The 21,036-nt window shown below is 73.4% G+C and carries 22 protein-coding genes; 8 read left to right on the top strand and 14 right to left on the bottom strand.

The features are described 5' to 3' along the window. Positions 1–81: 81 nt before the first annotated feature. From GTY67_RS23525 to sigE, 4 genes are all read right to left on the bottom strand, one after another. Positions 82–579: a sec-independent translocase gene (locus GTY67_RS23525; protein ID WP_161279889.1), complete on the bottom strand. Its 498-nt coding sequence runs from the start codon at positions 577–579 to the stop codon at positions 82–84. 126 nt (positions 580–705) lie between these two features. Further along, entirely contained in the window at positions 706–2,328 is a 1,623-nt protein-coding gene (locus tag GTY67_RS23520; protein ID WP_161279888.1) for a trypsin-like peptidase domain-containing protein, read from the bottom strand. 112 nt (positions 2,329–2,440) lie between these two features. Then, entirely contained in the window at positions 2,441–3,508 is a 1,068-nt protein-coding gene (locus GTY67_RS23515; protein WP_161279887.1) for a zf-HC2 domain-containing protein, read from the bottom strand. Then, positions 3,505–4,263 (bottom strand): RNA polymerase sigma factor SigE, encoded by a 759-nt coding sequence (gene sigE / locus GTY67_RS23510; protein WP_176727531.1) that lies wholly within the window; start codon positions 4,261–4,263, stop codon positions 3,505–3,507. The genes GTY67_RS23515 and sigE overlap by 4 nt, the downstream gene beginning before the upstream one ends. A gap of 178 nt (positions 4,264–4,441) precedes the next feature. Between sigE and GTY67_RS23505 the strand changes: the two genes are divergently transcribed. After that, entirely contained in the window at positions 4,442–5,107 is a 666-nt protein-coding gene (locus GTY67_RS23505) for an O-methyltransferase (RefSeq protein WP_093692458.1), read from the top strand. Between the two features lie 97 nt (positions 5,108–5,204). On the opposite strand, the gene GTY67_RS23500 is transcribed toward GTY67_RS23505, so the two are convergent. Next, entirely contained in the window at positions 5,205–5,372 is a 168-nt protein-coding gene (locus GTY67_RS23500) for a DUF3117 domain-containing protein (RefSeq protein WP_003966491.1), read from the bottom strand. Between the two features lie 318 nt (positions 5,373–5,690). On the opposite strand from GTY67_RS23500, the gene GTY67_RS23495 reads away from it, so the two are divergent. Then, a complete protein-coding gene (locus GTY67_RS23495; RefSeq protein ID WP_093692457.1) occupies positions 5,691–6,503 on the top strand; it encodes an enoyl-CoA hydratase-related protein in 813 nt (270 codons plus the stop codon). Positions 6,504–6,507: 4 nt separating this feature from the next. On the opposite strand, the gene GTY67_RS23490 is transcribed toward GTY67_RS23495, so the two are convergent. Then, a complete protein-coding gene (locus GTY67_RS23490; protein WP_161279886.1) occupies positions 6,508–7,104 on the bottom strand; it encodes a DNA-3-methyladenine glycosylase I in 597 nt (198 codons plus the stop codon). Continuing rightward, on the bottom strand, positions 7,101–7,556 hold the full coding sequence (locus GTY67_RS23485) for a cell division protein DivIVA (RefSeq protein WP_161279885.1): 456 nt from the start codon (positions 7,554–7,556) through the stop codon (positions 7,101–7,103). Before GTY67_RS23485 ends, GTY67_RS23490 begins: the two co-directional genes overlap by 4 nt. Before the next feature lie 97 nt (positions 7,557–7,653). Here GTY67_RS23485 and folP point away from each other — a divergent pair, with 97 nt between their 5' ends. After that, the gene (folP, locus tag GTY67_RS23480) at positions 7,654–8,526 is read left to right on the top strand and encodes a dihydropteroate synthase (protein WP_161279884.1); all 873 of its coding nucleotides are present in this window, start codon (positions 7,654–7,656) and stop codon (positions 8,524–8,526) included. A 197-nt stretch (positions 8,527–8,723) separates the two neighbouring features. Here the strand turns inward: folP and GTY67_RS23475 are convergent, their stop codons facing one another. Together GTY67_RS23475 and dapE are read right to left on the bottom strand one after the other, a co-directional pair. Then, positions 8,724–9,509, bottom strand: a complete 786-nt coding sequence (locus tag GTY67_RS23475) for a TIGR00730 family Rossman fold protein (RefSeq protein WP_093692453.1) — start codon at positions 9,507–9,509, stop codon at positions 8,724–8,726. Between the two features lie 120 nt (positions 9,510–9,629). After that, positions 9,630–10,709 (bottom strand): succinyl-diaminopimelate desuccinylase, encoded by a 1,080-nt coding sequence (gene dapE / locus GTY67_RS23470; RefSeq protein ID WP_093692452.1) that lies wholly within the window; start codon positions 10,707–10,709, stop codon positions 9,630–9,632. Between the two features lie 96 nt (positions 10,710–10,805). Here dapE and GTY67_RS23465 point away from each other — a divergent pair, with 96 nt between their 5' ends. Then, complete coding sequence (locus GTY67_RS23465) at positions 10,806–11,726, top strand: hypothetical protein (protein WP_343238733.1); 921 nt, start codon at positions 10,806–10,808, stop codon at positions 11,724–11,726. Positions 11,727–12,015: 289 nt separating this feature from the next. Further along, positions 12,016–12,453 carry an ATP-binding protein gene (locus GTY67_RS23460; RefSeq protein WP_161279882.1) on the top strand — a complete coding sequence of 146 codons (438 nt, stop codon included), beginning with the start codon at positions 12,016–12,018 and terminating at the stop codon, positions 12,451–12,453. A gap of 73 nt (positions 12,454–12,526) precedes the next feature. Here the strand turns inward: GTY67_RS23460 and dapC are convergent, their stop codons facing one another. Further along, the gene (dapC, locus tag GTY67_RS23455) at positions 12,527–13,621 is read right to left on the bottom strand and encodes a succinyldiaminopimelate transaminase (RefSeq protein WP_093692449.1); all 1,095 of its coding nucleotides are present in this window, start codon (positions 13,619–13,621) and stop codon (positions 12,527–12,529) included. A 141-nt stretch (positions 13,622–13,762) separates the two neighbouring features. Continuing rightward, positions 13,763–14,083, bottom strand: coding sequence for a ferredoxin (gene fdxA / locus GTY67_RS23450; RefSeq protein ID WP_003966501.1), 321 nt, complete (start codon positions 14,081–14,083; stop codon positions 13,763–13,765). Between the two features lie 117 nt (positions 14,084–14,200). Here fdxA and GTY67_RS23445 point away from each other — a divergent pair, with 117 nt between their 5' ends. The 3 genes from GTY67_RS23445 (at position 14,201) to GTY67_RS23435 (ending at position 17,085) form a co-directional block, all read left to right on the top strand. Next, complete coding sequence (locus tag GTY67_RS23445; RefSeq protein WP_161279881.1) at positions 14,201–15,205, top strand: GNAT family N-acetyltransferase; 1,005 nt, start codon at positions 14,201–14,203, stop codon at positions 15,203–15,205. Between the two features lie 70 nt (positions 15,206–15,275). Further along, positions 15,276–16,157 carry a transglutaminase-like domain-containing protein gene (locus tag GTY67_RS23440; protein ID WP_161279880.1) on the top strand — a complete coding sequence of 294 codons (882 nt, stop codon included), beginning with the start codon at positions 15,276–15,278 and terminating at the stop codon, positions 16,155–16,157. Between the two features lie 310 nt (positions 16,158–16,467). Continuing rightward, positions 16,468–17,085, top strand: coding sequence for a response regulator transcription factor (locus GTY67_RS23435; RefSeq protein ID WP_093692446.1), 618 nt, complete (start codon positions 16,468–16,470; stop codon positions 17,083–17,085). On the opposite strand, the gene GTY67_RS23430 is transcribed toward GTY67_RS23435, so the two are convergent. The 3 genes from GTY67_RS23430 to GTY67_RS23420 all read right to left on the bottom strand — a co-directional run bounded on the left by GTY67_RS23430 (position 17,054) and on the right by GTY67_RS23420 (position 21,002). Continuing rightward, positions 17,054–18,934, bottom strand: coding sequence for an ABC transporter ATP-binding protein (locus tag GTY67_RS23430; protein ID WP_161279879.1), 1,881 nt, complete (start codon positions 18,932–18,934; stop codon positions 17,054–17,056). The two genes, GTY67_RS23435 and GTY67_RS23430, sit on opposite strands and share 32 nt — an antisense overlap. Further along, entirely contained in the window at positions 18,931–20,715 is a 1,785-nt protein-coding gene (locus tag GTY67_RS23425) for an ABC transporter ATP-binding protein (RefSeq protein ID WP_161279878.1), read from the bottom strand. Before GTY67_RS23425 ends, GTY67_RS23430 begins: the two co-directional genes overlap by 4 nt. Positions 20,716–20,870: 155 nt before the next feature. Continuing rightward, entirely contained in the window at positions 20,871–21,002 is a 132-nt protein-coding gene (locus tag GTY67_RS23420; RefSeq protein ID WP_093692443.1) for a SapB/AmfS family lanthipeptide, read from the bottom strand. Between the last annotated feature and the right edge of the window lie 34 nt (positions 21,003–21,036).

Genomic DNA, 21,036 nt, shown 5'->3' with positions numbered 1-21,036 from the left:
CCCCCGCGGGCGTGGGCGTCCTCGCAACCGGACAGATGGAGAATAGCCATACCGTCCGGACGAGTCGGGATTGACCTGGTGTCAGGTGGCGTCCGCGTCGAACGGAGGCCGCTCGGGCTGCGCCTGCTGCGGGGTCTTCTTCAGCAGGTCAGGGGCGGTGTCATCGGTCTTGGTCAGGCTGGGCGACGTGGTGGTGCCCGACGCGCCCGCCGAGCCGTTCGCCGCACTGTTGGCGGAATCGGGCGCCGGCGTGCGCCCGTTGACCGCGTCGGTGACGTCGGACAGCTCCTTGCGGAGGTCGAAGCTCTCACGGATCTCCTTCAGCCCCAGGTCGTCGTTGCCGTCCATCAGCTGCTTGCGGACGAACGTCTTGGGGTTGAGGTCCTCGAACTCGAAGTCCTTGAACTGCGGGCCCAGCTCCGAGCGGATGTCGTCCTTGGCACTGTCCGAGAACTCGCGGATCTTGCGGATGGTCCGCGTGAGGTCCTGGATGAGCTTGGGGAGCTTGTCGGGGCCGAAGACCAGTACGGCCAGGACTCCGATGGTCAGCAGCTCCAGTGCGCCTATGTCATTGAACACCTAGCTGCTCCTCGTGTTCTCCGCCTGATCCCGGCTTCTCCGTATGGTCCCGGCCAGGTGGGACGAGTGCCCGGACCCGTCAACGGTACCTGGCCGACCTGTCCGGGCGGTACCTTGCCATGTCGTTCACGTGCCGCTCGCCGAGCCGAGTGTCAACGTGACGGACAGCTCCTTGCCGCCTCGGGTGAGCCGCAGCTCCAGCCGGTCGCCCGGGCGGTGGGCGCGGATCTTCACGATCAGCTCCTCGCCGCTGTGCACCCGCTGGCCCTGGACCGCGGTGATCACGTCACCGGACCGGATGCCCGCCTTGGCGGCCGGGCCGTCCTTGGTGACCGCGGGCCCGTCCTCGGGGCCCTTCTCACCGACCTTGGCGCCGTCGCCGGTGAACTTCATGTCCAGCGTGACGCCGATCACCGGGTGGGTCGCCCGGCCGGTGTTGATCAGCTCCTCGGCGACGCGCTTGCCCTGGTTGATCGGTATCGCGAAGCCGAGGCCGATGGAGCCGGACTGGCCGCCTCGCTCGGTCCCCTTGCCGCTGTCGGCGGCGCGGATGGCGCTGTTGATGCCGATGACATGGGCCTGGGTGTCGACGAGCGGGCCGCCGGAGTTGCCCGGGTTGATCGGGGCGTCGGTCTGGAGGGCGTCGACGTAGCTGATGTCGCTGCCGTCGCCCTTCTCGCCGCCCGCCGTGATGGGCCGCTGCTTGGCGCTGATGATGCCCGAGGTGACCGTGTTGGACAGGTCGAAGGGGGCGCCGATGGCCACCACCGGGTCGCCGACCTGGACGTTGTCGGAGTTGCCCAGCGGCAGGGGCTTGAGGCCGGAGACCCCGCGGACCCGGACGACGGCGAGGTCATAGCCGCTGTCCTTGCCGACGAGCTCGGCGGCGGCCGTCTCGCCGCTGCTGAACGTCACGGTGATGTCGCCGCTGGATCCGGCCGGGGCGACGACGTGGTTGTTGGTGAGGATGTGGCCCCGGCTGTCGAGGACGAAGCCGGTGCCGGTGCCGGACTCGGCGGTGCCGCTGACGTGCAGGGTGACCACGCTGGGCAGGGCGCTGGCGGCGATGCCCGCGACGCTCTCGGGCGCCCGGTCGGTGGTGGTGCGGCTCGCCTGGGGCAGTTCGACGGTGGTCAGGCCGCCGTTGCGCTCGATGTAGGCGCCGACGCCGCCGCCGATCCCGCTGGCGACCAAAGCCAGCAGCAGCGCGCCGGCGAAGGCCCCGCCGCGCCGGTTCTTCCGCCGCCCCGGCTCGGTGCCGGCCGCCGGTCCGACCTGGGTCAGCGGCTGCCCCGGCGCGCCCCACGGGTCGTACTGGAGCCACTGCGAGGACCGCTGCTCCCCAGGTCCGGGGCCGGGTCCGGCCAAGGGCACACCGGCCCCGTCGGTGCTCCCGTACGGCGCCTGCTCCGGGGAGCTCTGCGGCGGTACGGAGGCGGGGGGCGGGGACTGCGGTGGTACGGGGGTGGCCTGCGGCGGCGCCAGGGATGCGGCCTGCGGGGGCACGGGGGTGCCGTGGGCCGGGGTCGGGCGCTGGACCGGCGGCGCGGGCGCCCACGGTCCGGGGCCGCCGTACGGCGGGGTGCTGTAGGCGTCGGGCTCGTGCAGCGGCGGCCCGGACGGGCGGGCCGGCTGCGGCTCCTGGGCGGCGGTGGGCGCGACGCTCTCCGGCTCGTCGCGGCCGGGCCGCCCCGTCGTGGGGCGGCTCCACCACTTCGCCTGCGGCCCGGTGGGCTTCCCGTCGTCCATGCTCTCCCCGCAACTGGCCTCTGCACGCCCCACAGAGGCGTCCCTCCCCGGAATTCAACCAGGTTTGCGAATCCCCGCGCAGGGTCCCGTCCGCGTCGGGCCGGGAGGCCGGTCAGCGTCGGGGGGTGAGCGGGCTCGCCAGGTCGTTGGTCGGTGCGGGCCGCCCCGGCCCCGAGGGCGCCGGTGGCGTGGTGAGCGCCTTCGCCGTCGAACCGCTGCCCAGCACCGCCGCGAGCAGCGGGGTGGAGCCACCGGTGGGACGTATCAGCGGCGGCACGGACACGTTCAGCACGGGGAACGTGAAGGGGTGACCGCCCAGGGCCGAGCTGGAGAACAGCGGCGGGGCCGTCGTCTGCGCCCTCGGCGACAGGGGCGGCTTCACCCCCGGGGCGGGGGAGGCCGGTGGCGTGGTGAGCGTGGGCGCGGGCCGCTGCGAGCCGGTCGAGGACACATCGGCCGCGGACCGGTTGACCGCCAGGCGGTCGCCGCCCACCGACTGGGCGCCGCCACGGCGGCTGACCGCCTCGTTCGAGCCGCCGGCGCGGGTCTCCGCGTCGAGGGGGGTCACGCTGTTGCCGCTGCCCTCGGCGCGCAGGAGGGGGTCCGGGCCGGAGTCCAGCGGCAGGGTGCCGCCGAGCGCGATGGCCGCCAGGGAGACCGCACCGGCCGCGGCGAAGGCGAAGCGCCGGCCGCGCCAGGGCGAGCGCTCGGCGTCCCGGGCCACCTCGTGGATGCGGAAGGCGGAGCGGGAGCCGCCGGGCAGGACGGCGGTGGAGCCGTGGGCGGTGGGGAGGTACCCGAAGTCGTCCAGCGGGGAGGGCCGCACCGCGTCGCGGTGGGTGGAGCCGGAGGACCGCAGCGGCGGGAAGAACTCGTCAGCGAAGGGCCCGCCGGAGCCGAACGGTCCACCGGAGCCGGTGCCGTCGCCGCCAGGACCCCCGGGAAGACCCTGTAGGCGGGCCAGGAAGCCCTCGGAGGGCGAGGGCGCGGCGGACGTCGCGAAGGCGCTCTTGAGGCGGCGCTGGGCGTCGGCCTCGACCTTGCACCGGGAGCAGGTCGCCAGGTGGGCGAGGACCCGCTCGCGGGCGTCGTGGTTGAGCTCGCCGTCGACCAGCGCGGCGAGCCGGTCCCCCAGATGCGCTTCGGCGGGGGTGGGACCGGTCGGACCTGTGCCGCTCACGCCGTTCCGCCCTCCCCTGCCAGGACCGCGTCCGCCAGGGAGCGCTGCTCGGCGCGGGCTTCGGGGGAACGGTGCTTGAGCGCCTTGCGCAGGTGCGAGCGGCCGCGGTGGATGCGGCTGCGCACGGTGCCGAGCTTCACGCCCAGGGTCGCGGCGATCTCCTCGTAGCTGAGGCCCTCGATGTCGCAGAGGACGACGGCGGCGCGGAACTCGGGCGCGAGGGTGTCCAGCGCCTGCTGCACGTCGGCGTCGAAGTGGGTGTCGTTGAAGACCTGCTGCGGGGACGGCTCCCGGCTGGGCAGCCGCTCGGCCGCGTCGTCACCGAGGGAGTCGAAGCGGATCCGCTGCTTGCGGCGGACCATGTCCAGGAAGAGATTGGTCGTGATGCGGTGCAGCCAGCCCTCGAAGGTGCCGGGCGTGTACGTCGACAGCGAGCGGAAGACTCTGACGAAGACTTCCTGCGTCAGGTCCTCGGCGTCGTGCTGGTTGCCCGTCAGCCGGTAGGCAAGGCGGTACACGCGACCGCTGTGCGTGCTGACGATCTCTTCCCATGAGGGCGGGGTCCACGCCTGGTCCGCATCGGAGGCGAAGGTCGCGGTCGGTGCGGAGATTTCGGAAGAACGGTCAGCAATGTTGGTCACGGATTTCGGCTCACCGGCCGACCTGAGAAGGCGCCGCAGCACCCCGCCCCGATCCACAGGCGCAGCCGCACCTCCCCTATCGGCTCTGGTGGTGTCCAGTGGAGCCCCTACCATAGCCACCTCGCCCGTTAGCTCCGGATAAGCCTTTTTCCCTGCTGGGGCCGGGCTTCACCCGGGTCTTCGCACAGGCTCACCGGTCCGATCCGCGGGCCGGGGCGCTGCGCTTTCCCCACTCCTTGCACAACGCCCGGTCCCATCTGCGGGTTCCCGGGTCCAGCGGATACAGTCACCGTTGCGCCAACTACGGGGACAGGAGAGGGTCATTACCGCCAACCGGCAGACGAGCTGGGCGTTCGCCGACGCCTTTGTCGCCGAGGACGAAGCCCTGCACCGGGCCCGGGAACGGGCCCGTGAGCTGGGGCTCCGCTCGGTGTCACCGGGCACCGGCGCCGCGCTGCGCCTGCTGGCCGGCGCCGCGGATGCCAAAGCGGTGGCGGAAATCGGCACGGGCACGGGCGTGTCCGGCATCTATCTGCTGCACGGGATGCGTCCCGACGGTGTGCTGACCACGGTGGACCCGGAGCCCGAGCGCCAGCAGTTCGCCCGGGAGGCGTTCCGCGAGGCGGGCTTCGCCTCCAACCGGTCCCGTTTCATCCCCGGCCGCGCGCTGGACGTCCTGCCCCGGCTCGCGGACGGCGGCTACGACCTCGTCTTCTGCGACGGCGACCGGCTGGAGAGCCTCGACTGCCTCGCTGAATCGTTGCGCCTGCTGCGCCCCGGCGGGCTGGTCTGCTTCGAGGGCGTCTTCGCCGACGGCCGCACCGTCGACTCCGCAGCCCAGCCCGCCGAGGTGCTGCGGCTGCGGGAGCTGCTGCGCGCGGTGCGCGAGAGCCAGGAGCTGATGCCGACGCTGCTGCCGGTCGGCGACGGGCTGCTCTGCGCGGTCCGGCGCGGCTGACCCCCGTACCGTAGCGCCGCCTCTCAACGTCCGGACGCACCACTGCCCGGTACGGAGATCCGTACCGGGCAGTGGTGAAGGTGATGGGCGTTCCGCGTCAGCCGACGACCTTCTTCAGCGCGTCGCCGAGGGCATCGGCCTCGTCCGGAGTCAGCTCGACAACAAGCCGACCGCCGCCTTCGAGCGGAACGCGCATGACGATGCCCCGCCCCTCCTTTGTCACCTCGAGCGGGCCGTCGCCCGTCCGCGGCTTCATGGCCGCCATGCTCGTTCCCCTTCCTGAAACCAGCTCATCGCAACCGGCGGCCCCATGACAGGCGCTGCCTCACCGGCATCGAACACATTGCTTCTTCGCCATTATCCCGCATCAACGACCCCGATGACCAACATCGCTCTGCATCGCTTGCGCAACGCGCTCTCTCAAAACCACTCAATTCGGCGATCCGGCTGCGATACTGCGCCGCCCCGGGCCCCCAGGTGAGAGCCAATTGTTAGACGCAGGTCACATCTACGCACCGGCCCGCGTCGGCCATGCTTGCCTCCAGTGGCAACGATGCCCGAGCAGTGAGGGGATGGACCGCAAATGGCCGACGAGCCGGCGAACACCGTGCTGTACGACGTGAGCGAGGGTCTCGCGACGATCACGATCAACCGACCCGACGCGATGAACGCCATGAACACCGAGGCGAAGGCCGCGCTCCGGGACTCCCTGCGGGCGGCGGCCGAGGACCCTGCCGTACGGGCGGTTCTGCTCACGGCCACCGGGCGCGCCTTCTGTGTCGGCCAGGACCTCAAGGAGCATGTCGCCACGCTGGCGGCGACCCGCGAGTCGGGCAGCGGGAACGCGCTGAGCACGGTCCAGGAGCACTACAACCCGATCGTGCGGGCCATCACCGGGATGGCCAAGCCGGTGGTCGCCGGGGTGAACGGTGTCGCGGCCGGGGCCGGGTTCGGTTTCGCCCTGGCGGCGGACTACCGGGTGGTCGCCGACACATCCTCGTTCAACACCTCGTTCGCGGGTGTCGCCCTGACCGCCGACTCGGGCGTGTCCTGGACGCTGCCTCGGCTGATCGGGGCGAGCCGCGCCGCCGATCTGCTGTTCTTCCCGCGTTCGATCTCGGCGCAGGACGCCCTGGAGCTGGGCCTGGTCAACCGGGTGGTCCCGGCGGACGAGCTGGCCGAGGAGGCCGCGGCGGTGGCCCGGGCGCTGGCGGACGGTCCGACGGTGGCGTACGCGGCGCTGAAGGAGTCGATGGCGTACGGCGCCGGGCACACGCTCTCCGAGACGCTGGAGAAGGAGGACGAACTCCAGACCCGGGCGGGCGCGTCGCAGGACCACACCATCGCGGTGGAGGCGTTCCTGAAGAAGGAGAAGCCGGTCTACCTGGGGAAGTAGCGGTTCACCTGGTGGAGGCGCCGCCGCCCCGGGCCACACAGTCCGCGAGGTGGTCGTCGACCAGGCCGCAGGCCTGCATCAGGGCGTAGGCGGTGGTCGGGCCGACGAAGCGGATGGAGCGCTTCTTCAGCTCCTTGGCGAGCGCGGTGGACTCCGGGGTGACGGCGGGGACGTCACCGAGCCCGCGCGGGGCGGGGCGGCCGGCCGGGTCGGGGGCGTACGACCAGATCAGCTCGTCCAGCTCTCCGGCCGGCCAGTCGACGAGCACCTTCGCGTTGGCGAGGGTGGCGTCGACCTTGGCCCGGTTGCGGATGATGCCCGGGTCGGCGAGGAGCCGCTCCCGGTCGGCGTCGGTGAACTGCGCGACCTCGGCGATACGGAAGCCCGCGAAGGCCGTACGGAAGGTCTCGCGGCGGCGCAGGATCGTCAGCCAGGAGAGCCCGGACTGGAAGGCCTCCAGGCAGAGCCGCTCGAAGAGGGCGTCGTCCCCGTGGACCGGGCGGCCCCACTCGGTGTCGTGGTAGGCGAGGTAGTCCTCGGTGGACAGGCCCCACGGGCAGCGCAGCCCGCCGTCGGGGGCGGCCACGGCTCCGCCGCTCATCGTCCGTCCTCCTCGCCGCGGGCCGGGCCGCCGCTCTGCGGGCCGCCGGGCTCCGCGGGCCGGTCCCCCGGATGCTTGAAGAGATCGGCGCCCGCACTCACCGCGGAGGCCTGCGCCCCGGCGAGGGCGGCCTCCAGCTCCGCGATCCGGGCGTCCCGCTCGGCCAGCTCGGCGCCGAGCCGGGAGAGCGCCTCGTCGACGTCCGCCATCCGGTAGCCCCGGGCGGCCATCGGCAGGCGCAGCGCCTCGACGTCCGCCCGGCCGACCGGGCGGGTCGCGGGCAGCGGGTCGGTGAACCGCTGGGGCTCCACGTCCTGGAGCACGGCGCTCCCGCCACCGCCGACCACCGCGAGGGTGACCGCCGTGACGACCACGACCATCGTGAGCAGCAAGAACCAGAACACGCGCATCTCCCCGGGGGCGGAAACCTCGACCGGCTCCGATCGTGCCATGCGCCACTGACAAGTCGGGGCCGACCACGAAAGGCCTTAGGGTCGCAGACGAGCTGCCCGCGGGTCGTCCGTGGGCTGTCCGAGGAGGAAATACGGGATGCGGAGCGGTGCACTCAGGCTGGGGCGGCGGGAATTCGGGCCGCACGAGCCGGTGATCATGGCGATCGTGAACCGGACCCCGGACTCCTTCTACGACCAGGGCGCCACGTTCCAGGACGAGCCGGCGCTCGCGCGGGTGGAGCGGGCGGTGGCCGAGGGCGCCGCGATCATCGACATCGGCGGGGTGAAGGCCGGTCCCGGCGAGGAGGTGAGCGCCGAGGAGGAGGCGCGCCGCACGGTCGGGTTCGTCGCCGAGGTCCGCCGCCGCCATCCGGACGTGGTGATCAGTGTGGACACCTGGCGCCACGACGTGGGCGAGGCGGTCTGCGAGGCCGGGGCGGACGTGCTGAACGACGCGTGGGGCGGGGTCGACCCGAAGCTCGCGGAGGTCGCCGCGCGGTACGGGGCGGGGCTCGTGTGCACGCACGCGGGGGGCGCGGAGCCGCGGACCCGGCCGCACCGGATCGCGTACGACGACGTCATGGCGGACATCCTGCGCGTGACGGCGGGCCTTGCGGAGCGGGCGGTTCAGCTCGGGGTGCGGGCGGACGGGATCATGATCGACCCGGGTCATGACTTCGGTAAGAACACGCGGCACTCTCTTGAGGCGACGCGTCGTCTTGAGGAGATGGCGGAGACGGGGTGGCCGGTGCTGGTGTCGCTGTCCAACAAGGACTTCGTGGGCGAGACGCTGGACCGGCCGGTGAAGGAGCGGGTCATCGGGACGCTGGCGACGACGGCGGTGTCGGCGTGGCTGGGGGCGCGGGTGTACCGGGTGCATGAGGTGGCGGAGACGCGGCAGGTGCTGGACATGGTGGCGTCGATCGCGGGCCACCGGCCTCCGGCGGTGGCGCGGAGGGGGCTGGCGTAGTTCTGCCGCCTGCCCGGCGGGCGGGGCCGGGGCGCTGCCCCTGGGCCCCACTCCTCAAGCGCCGGAGGGGCCGGTCCGGCCGGACCGGCCGGAAAAGGTGTCCTCAATCGCCGGACGGGCTTGATGTGGCCGGACCGGCTGGGTTGTGCCGGGCGGGCTCGAAGGGATGTCCTCAAACGCCGGGCGGGCCCGAAGGGCTACCGTCCGACCTCCTTCGTCACCAGGGTCACCGCTTCGTCCACGTCGTCCGTCACGTGGAAGAGCAGCAGGTCCTTCTCCGAGGCCTTGCCGCCCGCGACCACCGTTTCGCGGAGCCAGTCGACCAGGCCGCCCCAGTAGGCCGTGCCGAAGAGGACGATCGGGAAGCGGGTGACCTTGCCGGTCTGGACGAGGGTGAGGGCCTCGAAGAGCTCGTCCAGGGTGCCGAGGCCGCCGGGCAGGACCACGAAGCCCTGCGCGTACTTCACGAACATCGTCTTGCGGACGAAGAAGTAGCGGAAGTTGACGCCGATGTCGACGTGCGGGTTCAGCCCCGACTCGAAGGGCAGCTCGATGCCGAGGCCGACCGAGACGCCCTTCGCCTCCCTGGCCCCCTTGTTGGCGGCCTCCATCGCGCCGGGGCCGCCCCCGGTGATCACCGCGAAGCCCGCGTCGACCAGCGCCTTGCCGATCGCCACGCCGGCCTCGTACTCCGCCGACCCGGCAGGCGTGCGGGCCGAGCCGAAGACGCTGATCGCGCTCGGCAGTTCGGCCAGCGCGCCGAAGCCCTCGACGAACTCCGACTGGATGCGCATGACCCGCCACGGGTCGGTGTGCACCCACTCTGAGTCGCCCTCGGAGTCCAGCAGCCGCTGATCGGTCGTGCCGGACTGGACCTGCTCCCTGCGGCGGACCACCGGACCCAGCCACTGTTCCTCGGGGGCCACCGCGCCCTCGGGGACCTCCGCACCTTCAGGGATTCGTGCGTCCTCGGCGTTGCCCATGTTCCGCTCCCTCCACCGACCTGCGTCGTCCTGGGCCGGGCTGTGTCGTGCTGCGTCCGGCCAGCGTAGATCGGCGGAGGTTACGTACGGGGGAATGCCGTGCGTCAAGCGGTCGGGCGGTCAGCTGCTCAGCCAGGAGCGCAGGCGGTCCTCGCAGTGGGTGATCTTCTCGACGACCACGTGCTCGTCGCGCTTGTGGGCGTAGACCGGGTCGCCAGGGCCGTAGTTCACCGCGGGGACGCCGAGGCCGCCGAAGCGGGAGACGTCCGTCCAGCCGAACTTGGGCCGGGCGGTGCCGCCGACCGCCGCCATGAAGGCCTTCGCGGCGGGGTGGGAGAGGCCGGGCATGGCCGCGCCGGAGTGGTCGTCGATGACGAACTCGGCGACCCCGCAGTCGGCGAAGACCTCGCGGACGTGGGCGATGGCCTCCTCCTCGGTGCGGTCGGGGGCGTACCGGTAGTTGACGACGACGGTGCAGGCGTCCGGGATGACGTTGGTGGCGACGCCGCCCTCGATGCCGACCGCGTTGAGTCCCTCGTGGTATTCGAGGCCGTCGATGACCGGGCGGCGCGGCTCGTACGCCGCCAGCTCGGCCAGGATCGGGGCGGCCGCGTGGACGGCGTTGGACCCCATCCAGCTGCGCGCCGAGTGCGCCCGCTCCCCCGTCGTACGCAGGTGGACCCGGAGCGTGCCCTGGCAGCCGCCCTCGACCTCGCCGTCGGAGGGTTCGAGGAGGACGGCGAAGTCTCCGGCGAGCCAGTCGGGGTGGGCGTCGGCGATGTGGCCGAGGCCGTTGAGGTCGGCGGCGACCTCTTCGTTGTCGTAGAAGATGAAGGTCAGGTCGCGGTTGGGCTCGGGGACCGTCGCGGCGATCCGGAGCTGGACGGCGACGCCGGCCTTCATGTCGGTGGTCCCGCAGCCCCAGAGGATGCCGTCCGCGTCGAGGCGGGAGGGGACGTTGTCGGCGATCGGCACGGTGTCGATGTGCCCGGCGAGGACGACGCGCTCGGCGCGGCCGAGGTTCGTGCGGGCGACGACGTTGTTGCCGTGGCGGTCGACGGTCAGATGGGGCAGGCCGCGCAGCGCTGTCTCGATCGCGTCGGCGAGTGCCTTCTCCTCCCCGCTGACCGAGGGGATGTCGACGAGCCGGGCGGTGAGCGCCGGGCCGTCCAGGGTCAGGTCAAGCGTGCTGTCGGACATGGCCACGACCCTAGAGGACAGGGGTGGGGGCGTGGTCGCGGCCCTGGAGGACCGGGGTATCGGCCCCCGGCCGTACCCTCCAGTACGGTGGGGCCCGTGTCCCGGACAGCCAGCCCCGCCCGCCGTCGCCGCAGCCGTCTTCTCCGCTACGCGGCCGCCTTCGCCGTGCTCGCCGCGCTGGGCGGTTATCTGGCCGTGCAGTACGACTCCTCCACCACCGAGTCCGCACCGCGCTGCGTGGTCCGGGCCCCCGAGGGGGACCACACCTACGAGATGAGCCTGCACCAGGCGGCCAACGCGGCGACGATCTCCGCCGTGGGGACCACCCGCGGCATGCCGGAGCGGGCGGTGACGATCGCGATCGCGACGGCGATCCAGGAGTCCACGCTCCGCAACATCGACTACGGGGACCGCGACTCGGTGGGCCTGTTCCAGCAGCGGCCCTCGCAGGGCTGGGGCACCGTGGCGCAGATCATGGACCCGGTGTACTCGGCCGGGGAGTTCTACGACCACCTCGCCGAGGTCCCGGGCTACTCTCGGCTCCCGCTGACCGTCGCCGCGCAGCGCGTGCAGCGCAGCGGTTTCCCGCAGGCGTACGCGAAGCACGAGCCGGACGCCGCGCTGCTGGCCGCCGCGCTGACCGGGCGCGAGCCCGCCGCGCTGAACTGCACGCCGTCGAAGAAGACCGCCCAGGGCCCGGGGGACGCGGCGCAGGTGCGGGCCGAGCTGGTCCGCGTCTTCGGCAAGGACGTCCTGCCTGCCCCGAAGGCGGCGGGCGCGGCGGCGGCCGCCACGGTCTCGGTGCCCGTACCGGCGACGGCCCGGGCGAAGGCGGAGGGCGCGCCCCGGCGCGGCTGGGAGCTGGCGCACTGGGCGGTGGCGCACTCCGACGAGCTGCGGATCGACCGGGTGAGCTATGCCGACCGGGTCTGGGAGGCCGGTTCCGGCTGGCGGACGGAACGTACGAAGGACGAGGAACCGGACACGACGGCCGTCGGCATCCGGGTCGCTCAGTAGTACGGTCCGTCACTCGTACGGACCCTTGAGGCGGTCGTCCGAGGCCTCCTGGGGCGCCTCTTCGGCAGTCCGTTCACCCCGTACCGATTCCCTTGCCGCTCAAGGGAAGTGACGGTTCATCGAACGGCTTCGGAATGGATCGTTTGCCCGGGTTCCTCCGCTGCGGATTATCGGACGCATTGCTCACTCTTTACCTTTGCCCGCCGCAACTTTCCCTCCCCTCGGCCCTGTTGTCAGTGCGTCCGGCTCACCGGATCCGAATCACTGACCATCCTGTCGAAGGAGCACCATGTCCCTCCCCCTGACCCGTCGGATCGCTCGTACCGCGCTGCTGATCGCCGCGGGTGCGGCCCCCGTGGTCGGTGCGGCCGGCGCCGCGAGCGCCGCAGAGCTCCCGCAGACCCCGGACCTCGGCGGTCTGACCGCGCTGGACGGTGCCGGTCTCGGCAACACCGTGGACAGCGCCGCCCAGCAGGGCACCCAGGCCGCCGGCGACACCGGCGGCCGCCTCGTCGGCACCGCCCTGCCCGCCGCGGGCAAGACCGTGGGCCAGACCGCCAAGGTGGCCGCCCCGGCCGTCCAGGACACCGCCGGGCAGACCGCGGGCAGCGCGGGCGAGGCCGTCGGCGGCGTCGCCGGTGCCGCCGGTGGCGGCCTGCCGACCGACGCGCTCGCGGGCGGCCTGCCCACCGGTGCCCTGCCGCTGGGCGGCCTGCCGATCGGCTGACCCACCGCCGTACGCCATACAGGCGAGAGGGCCCGGGGAGTGCGCACTCCCCGGGCCCTCTCGTACGTTCACATCAGGACAGCCGCTTGACCGCCGCCGCCACCCGCTCGTCGGTCGCGGTGAACGCCACCCGGACGAAGCGCTCGCCCGCCGGGCCGTAGAAGTCGCCGGGCGCCACCAGGATGCCCAGCCGCGCGAGGTACGCCACGGTCTCCCAGCACGGCTCGTCACGGGTCGCCCAGAGGTAGAGGCTCGCCTCGCTGTGCTCGATCCGGAAGCCGTGCGCCTCCAGGGCGGCGCGCAGGGCCAGGCGGCGGTCCGCGTACCGGGCGCGCTGCTCGGCCACGTGCACGTCGTCGCCGAGGGCGGCGACGGCGGCGGCCTGGACGGGGGCGGGCGTCATCATCCCGCCGTGCTTGCGGATCAGCAGCAGCTCGCCGAGGACGGCCGCGTCGCCCGCGATGAAGGCGGCCCGGTAGCCCGCAAGGTTGGAGCGCTTGGAGAGCGAGTGGACGGCGACGATCCCCTCGTAGTGGCCGCCGCAGACGTCCGGGTGGAGGACGGAGACCGGCTCGGCGTCCCAGCCCAGCTCCAGGTAGCACTCGTCGCTGAAGACCAGCACGCCGTGCTCGCGCGCCCAGGCGACGATCCGGACCAGCTCGTCCTTGGCCAGCACCTTCCCGGTCGGGTTGGAGGGCGAGTTGAGCCAGAGCAGCTTCAGCCCGGCCGGGTCCAGCTCGGTCGGGTCGTCGTAGACGACGGGCTCCGCGCCGCAGAGCCGGGCGCCGACCTCGTACGTCGGGTAGGCGAGCCGCGGGTAGGCGACCTTGTCGCCCGCGCCGAGCCCGAGCTGCGTCGGCAGCCAGGCCACCAGCTCCTTGGAGCCGACGACCGGCAGCACGTTGGCGTGGGTCACGCCGGTCGCGCCCAGGCGCCGCTCCACCCAGCCGGTGAGCGCGTCGCGCAGGGCCTCGGTCCCCCACACCGTCGGATAGCCGGGGCTGTCGGCGGCGGCGGTGAGCGCCTGCCGGATCACCTCGGGCACCGGGTCGACCGGCGTACCGACGGAGAGGTCCACGATGCCGTCCGGGTGGGCCTGGGCCGTCGTCTTGTACGGCGTGAGCCTGTCCCAGGGGAAGACCGGGAGGCGGGAGGAGACTGCGGACACGGGACTCTGCTTTCTCGGGGTGCTCGGGCCGTCGGCGGCTTTCTCGGGGTGCTCGGGCCGTCGGCGGCCGTACGGGGAAACGCCTCGGTCCCGCACGGTGACAAGCCGTACGGGACCGGGCTGCGCACGTGGTGCCGCTGGTTACTGGTTCTGCGGCGGCAGTCCGGCGACGAACGCGTGGTCGCGCTCGATGAGACCGAGCTTGGACGCACCACCCGGGGAGCCGAGGTCGTCGAAGAACTCGACGTTCGCCTTGTAGTAGTCCTTCCACTCCTCCGGAGTGTCGTCCTCGTAGAAGATCGCCTCGACCGGGCAGACCGGCTCACAGGCTCCGCAGTCGACGCATTCGTCCGGGTGGATGTACAAGGACCGCTGGCCCTCGTAGATGCAGTCGACGGGGCACTCTTCGATGCAGGCCTTGTCCTTCACGTCGACACAAGGCTGCGCGATGACGTAGGTCACGCTGTCGTTCCTCCTCGGTAGGGCGTTGGCTCTCGCGCGGGAGCGCGGCGTCGTCGATGCCCGCCCCTAGTATCTCCGTTCTCGGGCACGATCCGAACAGGAGGGGCGGACAGAGCTGTGGAATTCACCATGGGCGGACGGCTGGAAGTCCGCATCACACCGGCTGACGTGGGCAAACGCGTCTCCGTCCGGCGGCGGTCCGAGGGGGGCGGCGCGGGCGCGGAGTTCACCGATACGGTCGGTGTTCTCACATCATGGGACGAAGGTGTGGTCGCGATCACACGAAAGAGCGGGGAGTCCGTCCACATCGCGGAATCCTCCCTGGTCGCGGGCAAGGTCGTCCCGGCCGCCCCGGCCCGCCGGCGGGGCCCGGCGGCCTCCTTCCAGGAGCTGGCCGCCGTCACCGCGCGGGCCTGGCAGCCGGTGGAGAGCGAGCCCTTGGGCGAGTGGCGGCTGCGCGCGGCCGGGGGTTTCACCCGGCGCGCCAACTCGGCCCTGCCGCTCGGCGATCCGGGGATGCCGCTCGGCGAGGCGTTCGGGCGGGTCGGAAGCTGGTACGAGGAGCGGGGCCTGCCCCCGTACATCCAGACGGCGACCGGGGCCGAGGGCACACAGGAGGCCCTCTGCACGGAGCTGGAGCGGCACGGGTGGCGGCGGGAGGTCACCGCGGAGGTGCGGATCGCCGCGCTGGCGCCCATCGGCGACCTGGACGCGGATGTGTCGGCGGTCCGGCTGAGCCGTGCGCCGGACGAGCCGTGGCTCGCGCGCTACCAGCGGTTCTCCACCCCCGGCCCGCATGTGCTGCGGGTGCTGGGCAGCGGGCCCTCGGTCTGGTTCGCCACGGTGCCGGGCGCGGGCGACGGCGGGGAGGCTCCCGCCGCGATCGGCCGGTGTGTCGTGGACGGGCGGTGGGCGGGGTTCATGGCCGTCGAGGTCGCCCCCGAACACCGGCGGCGCGGGCTGGCCACCTCCGTGATGGCGGCCCTGGCCCGCCGCGCCCTGGACGAGGGCGCCTCGGCCGCCTGGCTCCAGGTCGAGGAGGACAATGGAGGGGCGCGGGCGCTGTACGACGGCATGGGCTTCGCGGCGCACCACCGCTACCACCACTTCCGGCCCGCGTAGCGGGGACCGCAGAGCCCCTGGCCGGGCGGGGGCAGCCAGCAGCAGGGACGAGCAGGGGCATGGGTCGCATATGAGCGCGCAGGATTCCGGTACGGCCGACCGCCGGCGGCAGTTCGCCGAGGAGGCCCGGTCGGAGCGGCCGGATCTGGCGCTGCTCTGCCTGCTGCTGGGCGCGGAGGCGGGCCCGGTCGGTCCGGAGGAGCCGCGCCCGGTCGATCCGGGCCATGCCTCTCCCGACCCGTACGGGATCGACGCGGCGCAGATCGAACTGGACCGGCTCGCCGGGCTGTTGCCGTACGGCTCCCGCTCCGCCGCCGGCTGGGCCTCGGCGCTGGCGGAACTGCTGGGCGAACGGTTCGAGTTCGGCGGCTCCTCCGGCGACTACCAGCGGCTGGAGTCCTCGCTCCTCCAGCAGGTGCTGCGGCGCCGCCGGGGGCTGCCGATCCTGCTCTCGGTGGTCTGGATCGAGGTCGCCCGGCGGGCCGGCGCCCCGGTCTACGGGGTGGCGCTGCCCGGCCACTTCGTCGTCGGCTTCGGGGACCCGGCGCAGCCGGTGCTCGTCGATCCGTTCACCGGGGGCGCGCCGCTGACCGGTGACGACGCGGAACTCCTGGTCACCGCGGCGACGGGGGCACGGCTCGAGCCGTCCATGCTGACGCCCGCGCGGCCGCTGGAGATCGTGCTGCGGATCCTGAACAACATCAGGGCCTGGGCGGCCGCCCGCCCCGAGCGCACGGATGTGGCCCTCTGGGCGGTGGAGCTCTCGCTGCTCCTGCCCTCGCACCCGGCGCGGCTGCGCTACGAGCGGGCCCAGCTCCTGGTCCAGCGCGGGGAGTTCCAGCGCGGGGCGGCGGAGATGGAGGAGTACGCGGAGGTCCTGGAGACCATCGAACCGACGACGGCCGAGACGGTCCGCCGCAAGGCCCAGGCGGCGCGGGCGCTGCTGAACTGAGGCCCCGGGGCGGGGCGGTGGCGAACCTGGCCGAAAGCAGGCCGCATTCCGGCTGGAAACCGCACCTTGCCGTCGTCCATGGCCGAACCCCGGAGAGCCGGTTCCGGCCAGTCCGACACTCCGTGCGCTCCCGATGTACATCCGAACGCCCCCATCCGCGCCCATCAGGCACGGGAATCCGCCAATTCGTCGGCGTACCCGAATGCTCATGCGCTCCACTGGAGACCCGTCACCCGACGCGCACACGCCATCGCATTCTGCGATACGCCTGTAGTGCGCGCGCCAGGAGAGAAAAGCCGAGGGCAGCTTGATGACAACCGTTCTGCTGGTCCACACCGTGCCCCTGTGGCGCGCTTCGCTCGCCTCCCTGCTCGGTTCGGGGCAGGGAATAGACGTACGGACAGCCGACCGGGGCGCGATACGTTCGGCACTCGCAGGCACAGGGCCGGCCCCAGGGCCGGATGTGCTCCTCACCGACCTCGACTGTCCGGACGCACTGGACGTCCTGGAGGAGGTGAGGTCCCTGGCCGAACCGCACGGCAGGTGCTGTCCGCTGGCGGTGCTCACCCGCAGCGACCGGCCGCGCGGGCTGCGCCGGGCCTACGAGGCGGGGGCCCGCGGCTATATCGACAAGTACCGTCCGGTGGACGATCTCTCCGAGGTCATGCACAAACTGGCCGACGGCGGACGGCATATCGACGAGTCACTTGCCTTCAGCCTGTTACAGGTGGCCGACATGCCCTTATCCCCCAGGGAATTGAGCGTGCTGTCCCTTGCCGAGGGCGGGGAAACCGTCTCGGGAATCGCGCAGCGGCTGCATCTGACCCCGGGGACGGTACGCAATTACCTCGCCGCCGCCATTCGGAAGTCGGGGGCGCGCAATCGGGTCGACGCGATCAGAAGAGCGAAGGAGGCGGGGTGGATATGAGCCCGTTCCCACGGGGCCGGCTGTCCGGTTCGCCGTTGGTGTGCCGGGGCTCCTCGTCCGGTTCCCAGAGTCCGGCCAGGTCCCGGTAGAGGGCCGAGGTGCGCAGCAGTTCGGCGGAGGTGCCGCAGCAGGTGCGGGGGCCGTCCATCACGAGGATCCGGTCGGCGCGCCGGGCCGAGCTGAGGCGGTGGGCGACGACGACCAGGGCGCCGGGCAGCGCGGCGAAGGCCAGCTCGGCGCGGGTCTCGGCGGCCGGGTCGAGGCGGCTGGTCGCCTCGTCGAGGACGGTGAGGGGCGGGGCCGCCAGATAGGCCCGGCCGAGGGCGACGAGCTGGCGTTCGCCCTGGGAGAGCCGGTCCGGTTCGAGGGGCGCGTCGAGGGAGCCGAGCCGGGAGATCAGGGGATCCAGGCCGAGCGCGTCGATCATGGCGGCGACGGACCGGTCGCTCGCGTCGGGGCGGAGGTAGCGGAGGTTGTCCCGCAGCGAACCGGTGAACACGTACGCGTGCTGGGGCAGCAGAACCCGTACGGAGGTGGCGTCGGCCCCGCGCACCGGCCGCCCGTGCCACCGCACCGAGCCGCCGGTGGGCGTCTCCACCCCGGCGAGGACGGCGGCGAGCGTCGACTTGCCGCTGCCGCTCGGCCCGACGACGGCGAGGTGTTCACCGGGGTCGACGGTGAGCGAGAGCCGGTCCAGGACGGGATGCGCGGCAGGGCCGTACGCGAAGGTGACGGCCCGGAGTTCGGCGACGGGGGCGGGTCCCTTCGGGAGCGGTGCCCGGTCGTCGGCGGTGCCCTCGGCGGGGGCGGGTGGCCGTCGGTCTCCGTCGCTGTCCTCGGCCGGGGGCGGCGGCGCGTCCGTGAAGCGGTCCAGGACCACCAGCAGGCGGCCGCCGACCGTGGAGAGCATGGTCATCAGCGCCTGGACCGCCGGGGCCAGCGCCTGGGTGAGGTACGTGAGCGCGCCGACCAGTGCGCCGGGGGTGAGGCCGTTGCGGAGCAGCCAAGGGGCGCCGAGGAGCAGCAGGAGGGGCGGGAAGCGGCCGCAGACCGCCAGCGCCACCACCCGTACGCCGGACCAGCGGGCCAGTGAACGGGCCGCGCGGACCTGGTCCTCGGCCAGGACCCGGGACTCCGCCACCGTGCGGTCGGCGGCCCCGGCGGCGGCGATGTCCCGCAGATCGGCGGTCGTCCGGCCCGCGTGGGCGGCGTACGCCTCGTCGGCGGTGAGGTAGTCGCGCTGGCGGGCGGCCATCGGCAGCAGGGTGGCCAGGAAGAGGGCGGCGCCCAGGACCAGCGGGGGCAGCACGATCAGCAGGAGTCTCGGTTCCAGGGCCAGCAGCCCCGCCACGGCCCCGGCCACGGTGAACACGAACGACCGCAGCGTCAGGACGAGTCCGGCCCAGCCGTCGCGGGCGATCTCACTCTGATGGGTGACCTGGGAGAGGGAGCGGGCGGTGGTGTCGGCGGGGTGCGCGAGGGCGCCGGAGAGCGCCCGGGAGACCGCGCGCCGCACCAGCCCGTCGCGCAGCGGCTCCACCAGGTCCGCGAGGCGTCCGAAGACGCCCCGGGTGGCGAGCTGCGCGGGGAGCACGGCCGCGGCGGCGACGGCCAGCCAGAGGAGGCCGGTGAGCGGGCGTCCGGCGAGGAAGCCGTGGTCCAGGGCCCTGGCGACGCCGAATCCGCCCAGGAAGGTCTGGACGAACTCCAGCAGGGACCAGCTGGCCAGCCGCAGGACGACCCCGGTGCGGGCGCGGAGGAAGGGGCGGGCGTCGCGGGTGACCCGGGTGAGGGCGCCGTTGCGGCGGGCGTCGCCCTTGGCCGGTCGGGATGGCCTTGGCGGCTTCACCGGGCCTCCGCCTCCTGCATCGCCGTCGCTTCGGTGCGCGGCGGCCCTGGCAGCGCCTCCGCCTTCCTTTCCGCCTCCCCCGCCTCCGTACGGAACACCGCCCGGTACTCCGGGTCGGCCCACAGCTCCTCGTGCGGCCCGGATGCCCGGACGCGGCCGTCCTCCAGCCAGAGCACCCGGTCCGCGCGGGCCGCCGAGGAGAGCCGGTGGGCCACGATCACGCGGGTGGAGCGCCCGGCCCGCTCGTCGAGGGCGCGGCGGACGTGGTGCTCGGTGACGGTGTCGAGGCCGGAGAGCGCGTCGTCCAGGATCAGCAGGCGGCCCGGGTGGGCGAACGCGCGGGCCAGGCCCAGGCGTTGGCGTTCGCCTCCGGAGAGCGGGGCCTCGGTGAGCGGGGTGGCGTAGCCGTACGGGAGGAGCCCGACGAACCCGTCCGCGCGGGCGGCCCTGGCCGCGTCCCGTACCGCCTCGGGGTCGGCGGTCCACGGCCCGAAGGCGATCGTGTCCTCGACCGTGGCGCCGGGCAGGGCGGGACGGGCGAAGGCGTAGGCGACCTCGGGGCGCAGGAGGGCGGGGTCCATGGCGGTCAGCGGTACGCCGTCGAGGAGCACGGTTCCGGTGTCCGGGTCGATGAGCCGTCCGGCGACAGCCGCGAACACCGACTTGCCCGAGCCCGAGCGGCCGACGACGGCCAGCGACGTACCGCCGGGGACGGTGAGGCGTACGCCGGTGAGCAGGGGCTGTCCGTCCTGTACGACGCCCACGTCCCGGAGTTCGAGGCGGCCCGGGCCGCCGGGGACCGGGCCCAGGCCCTCGTGCGGCAGCGGGTCCAGGGTGAGCAGCGGGTCCAGGGTGCGGGCGGCGGCGCGGCTGCGGGCGAGGGCGCCGAGCGCTCCGGTGAGGGCGCCGATGCCGACGGCGAGGGCCGCGTACCGGGAGGCGGCGACGAGGTCGCCGACGCCGATCGCGCCCGCGCCGAGGCGGAGTCCGGCGACCGCGAGGACCAGCAGCATGAGGAGCGGCAGCAGCAGGGCGCTCTGGCCGGAGGCCCGCCCGTACACGGTCCAGGTGCGGCGGCCGTGGTCGGCCAGGGCGCCCAGCGGTTCGAGGATGCGGCGGTACTCGCGCGCGCCGGTGCGGGCGGCCCGGATGGTGTCGGCGCCGTCGAGGGCCTCGGTGAGGCGGTGGGCGATGACGGACTGGGCGCGCTGGTAGTCGGCCCCGGCGTCGGCGGTGCGGCGGGTGAAGGTGCGCAGGAGGGCGACGAGGAGGGGCGCGCCGAGGAGGAAGGCGGCCGCCGTCCAGGGGTCGATGAGGAAGAGGCCGGCCACCGCGCCGAGCGGGAGCAGGACGCCCGATACGGCTCCGGCGGCGGTGACGGGTGCGGCCGCCGCGTCGGCGGTGCGGGCGGTGAGCCGGGCGGTGAGGTCGCCGGTCGGTACGGCGAGGGCGGCGCGCGGTTCGGCGGCCAGGACCCGGGCGGTGGTGCGGGTGCGCAGATGGGCGGTGAGGCGGGCGGTGGTGCTGGTGCCGAGAACGGCCGCGCCCGCGTCGAACCCGGTCTCGGCGAGGGTCAGTACGGCGCAGAGCAGCAGCCCGGACCAGGGCACGGGTCCGCCGCCGACGAGCCCGTCGACGGTGTGGCCGAGGGCGGCGGGCAGGGCGAGGGCGGCGAGCGCGCCGCCGGTGGAGCAGAGGAACAGGGCCAGGAGGGCGGCGGGGTGGCGCCGGGCGAGCCGCCGGGTGCCGGACACGGTCGCGGGGCGGGGTTTCAGCCGCACGTGGTCTTCCCTTCCGGCTCGCGGCAGCGCATATGGGCTGGCGGCATCGGCTGGCGTACGGACGCCGCCGGTCCCGGGCGGATGAACCGCTCGGGACCGGCGGACGGGCCGCCCGGCCCGCCGGTGGGATCACCGGCGGAGCGGGCGGCGGGGTGTCACGGGGTGCAGAGGGTCACGCTGAGGGAGCTGTACTCACAGACCAGCAGCGAGACCTGGCTGCCCGTGGCGAGCTCGCCGAAGTTCTCCTCGGCCGGGGTCTCCATCGCCTGAAGGTCAAGAAGCGCCATGATGGTGTTTCCTTTCTGGGACGGTAACCGGAAC

The organism is Streptomyces sp. SID8374, from assembly GCF_009865135.1.
Taxonomy (GTDB): domain Bacteria; phylum Actinomycetota; class Actinomycetes; order Streptomycetales; family Streptomycetaceae; genus Streptomyces.
Note: the sequence above shows the minus strand (reverse complement) of the source record. Positions and strands in the feature narration are given on the sequence as shown.

Excerpts from the sequence above, each read along its gene's own strand:
- GTY67_RS23520 (WP_161279888.1), bottom strand. The coding sequence starts at position 2,328 with ATGGACGACGGGAAGCCCACCGGGCCGCAGGCGAAGTGGTGGAGCCGC.
- sigE (WP_176727531.1), bottom strand. The coding sequence starts at position 4,263 with ATGGTAGGGGCTCCACTGGACACCACCAGAGCCGATAGGGGAGGTGCG.
- GTY67_RS23500 (WP_003966491.1), bottom strand. The coding sequence starts at position 5,372 with ATGGCGGCCATGAAGCCGCGGACGGGCGACGGCCCGCTCGAGGTGACA.
- GTY67_RS23495 (WP_093692457.1), top strand. The coding sequence starts at position 5,691 with ATGGCCGACGAGCCGGCGAACACCGTGCTGTACGACGTGAGCGAGGGT.
- GTY67_RS23490 (WP_161279886.1), bottom strand. The coding sequence starts at position 7,104 with ATGAGCGGCGGAGCCGTGGCCGCCCCCGACGGCGGGCTGCGCTGCCCG.
- GTY67_RS23485 (WP_161279885.1), bottom strand. The coding sequence starts at position 7,556 with ATGGCACGATCGGAGCCGGTCGAGGTTTCCGCCCCCGGGGAGATGCGC.
- folP (WP_161279884.1), top strand. The coding sequence starts at position 7,654 with ATGCGGAGCGGTGCACTCAGGCTGGGGCGGCGGGAATTCGGGCCGCAC.
- GTY67_RS23475 (WP_093692453.1), bottom strand. The coding sequence starts at position 9,509 with ATGGGCAACGCCGAGGACGCACGAATCCCTGAAGGTGCGGAGGTCCCC.
- dapE (WP_093692452.1), bottom strand. The coding sequence starts at position 10,709 with ATGTCCGACAGCACGCTTGACCTGACCCTGGACGGCCCGGCGCTCACC.
- GTY67_RS23460 (WP_161279882.1), top strand. The coding sequence starts at position 12,016 with ATGTCCCTCCCCCTGACCCGTCGGATCGCTCGTACCGCGCTGCTGATC.
- GTY67_RS23440 (WP_161279880.1), top strand. The coding sequence starts at position 15,276 with ATGAGCGCGCAGGATTCCGGTACGGCCGACCGCCGGCGGCAGTTCGCC.
- GTY67_RS23435 (WP_093692446.1), top strand. The coding sequence starts at position 16,468 with ATGACAACCGTTCTGCTGGTCCACACCGTGCCCCTGTGGCGCGCTTCG.
- GTY67_RS23420 (WP_093692443.1), bottom strand. The coding sequence starts at position 21,002 with ATGGCGCTTCTTGACCTTCAGGCGATGGAGACCCCGGCCGAGGAGAAC.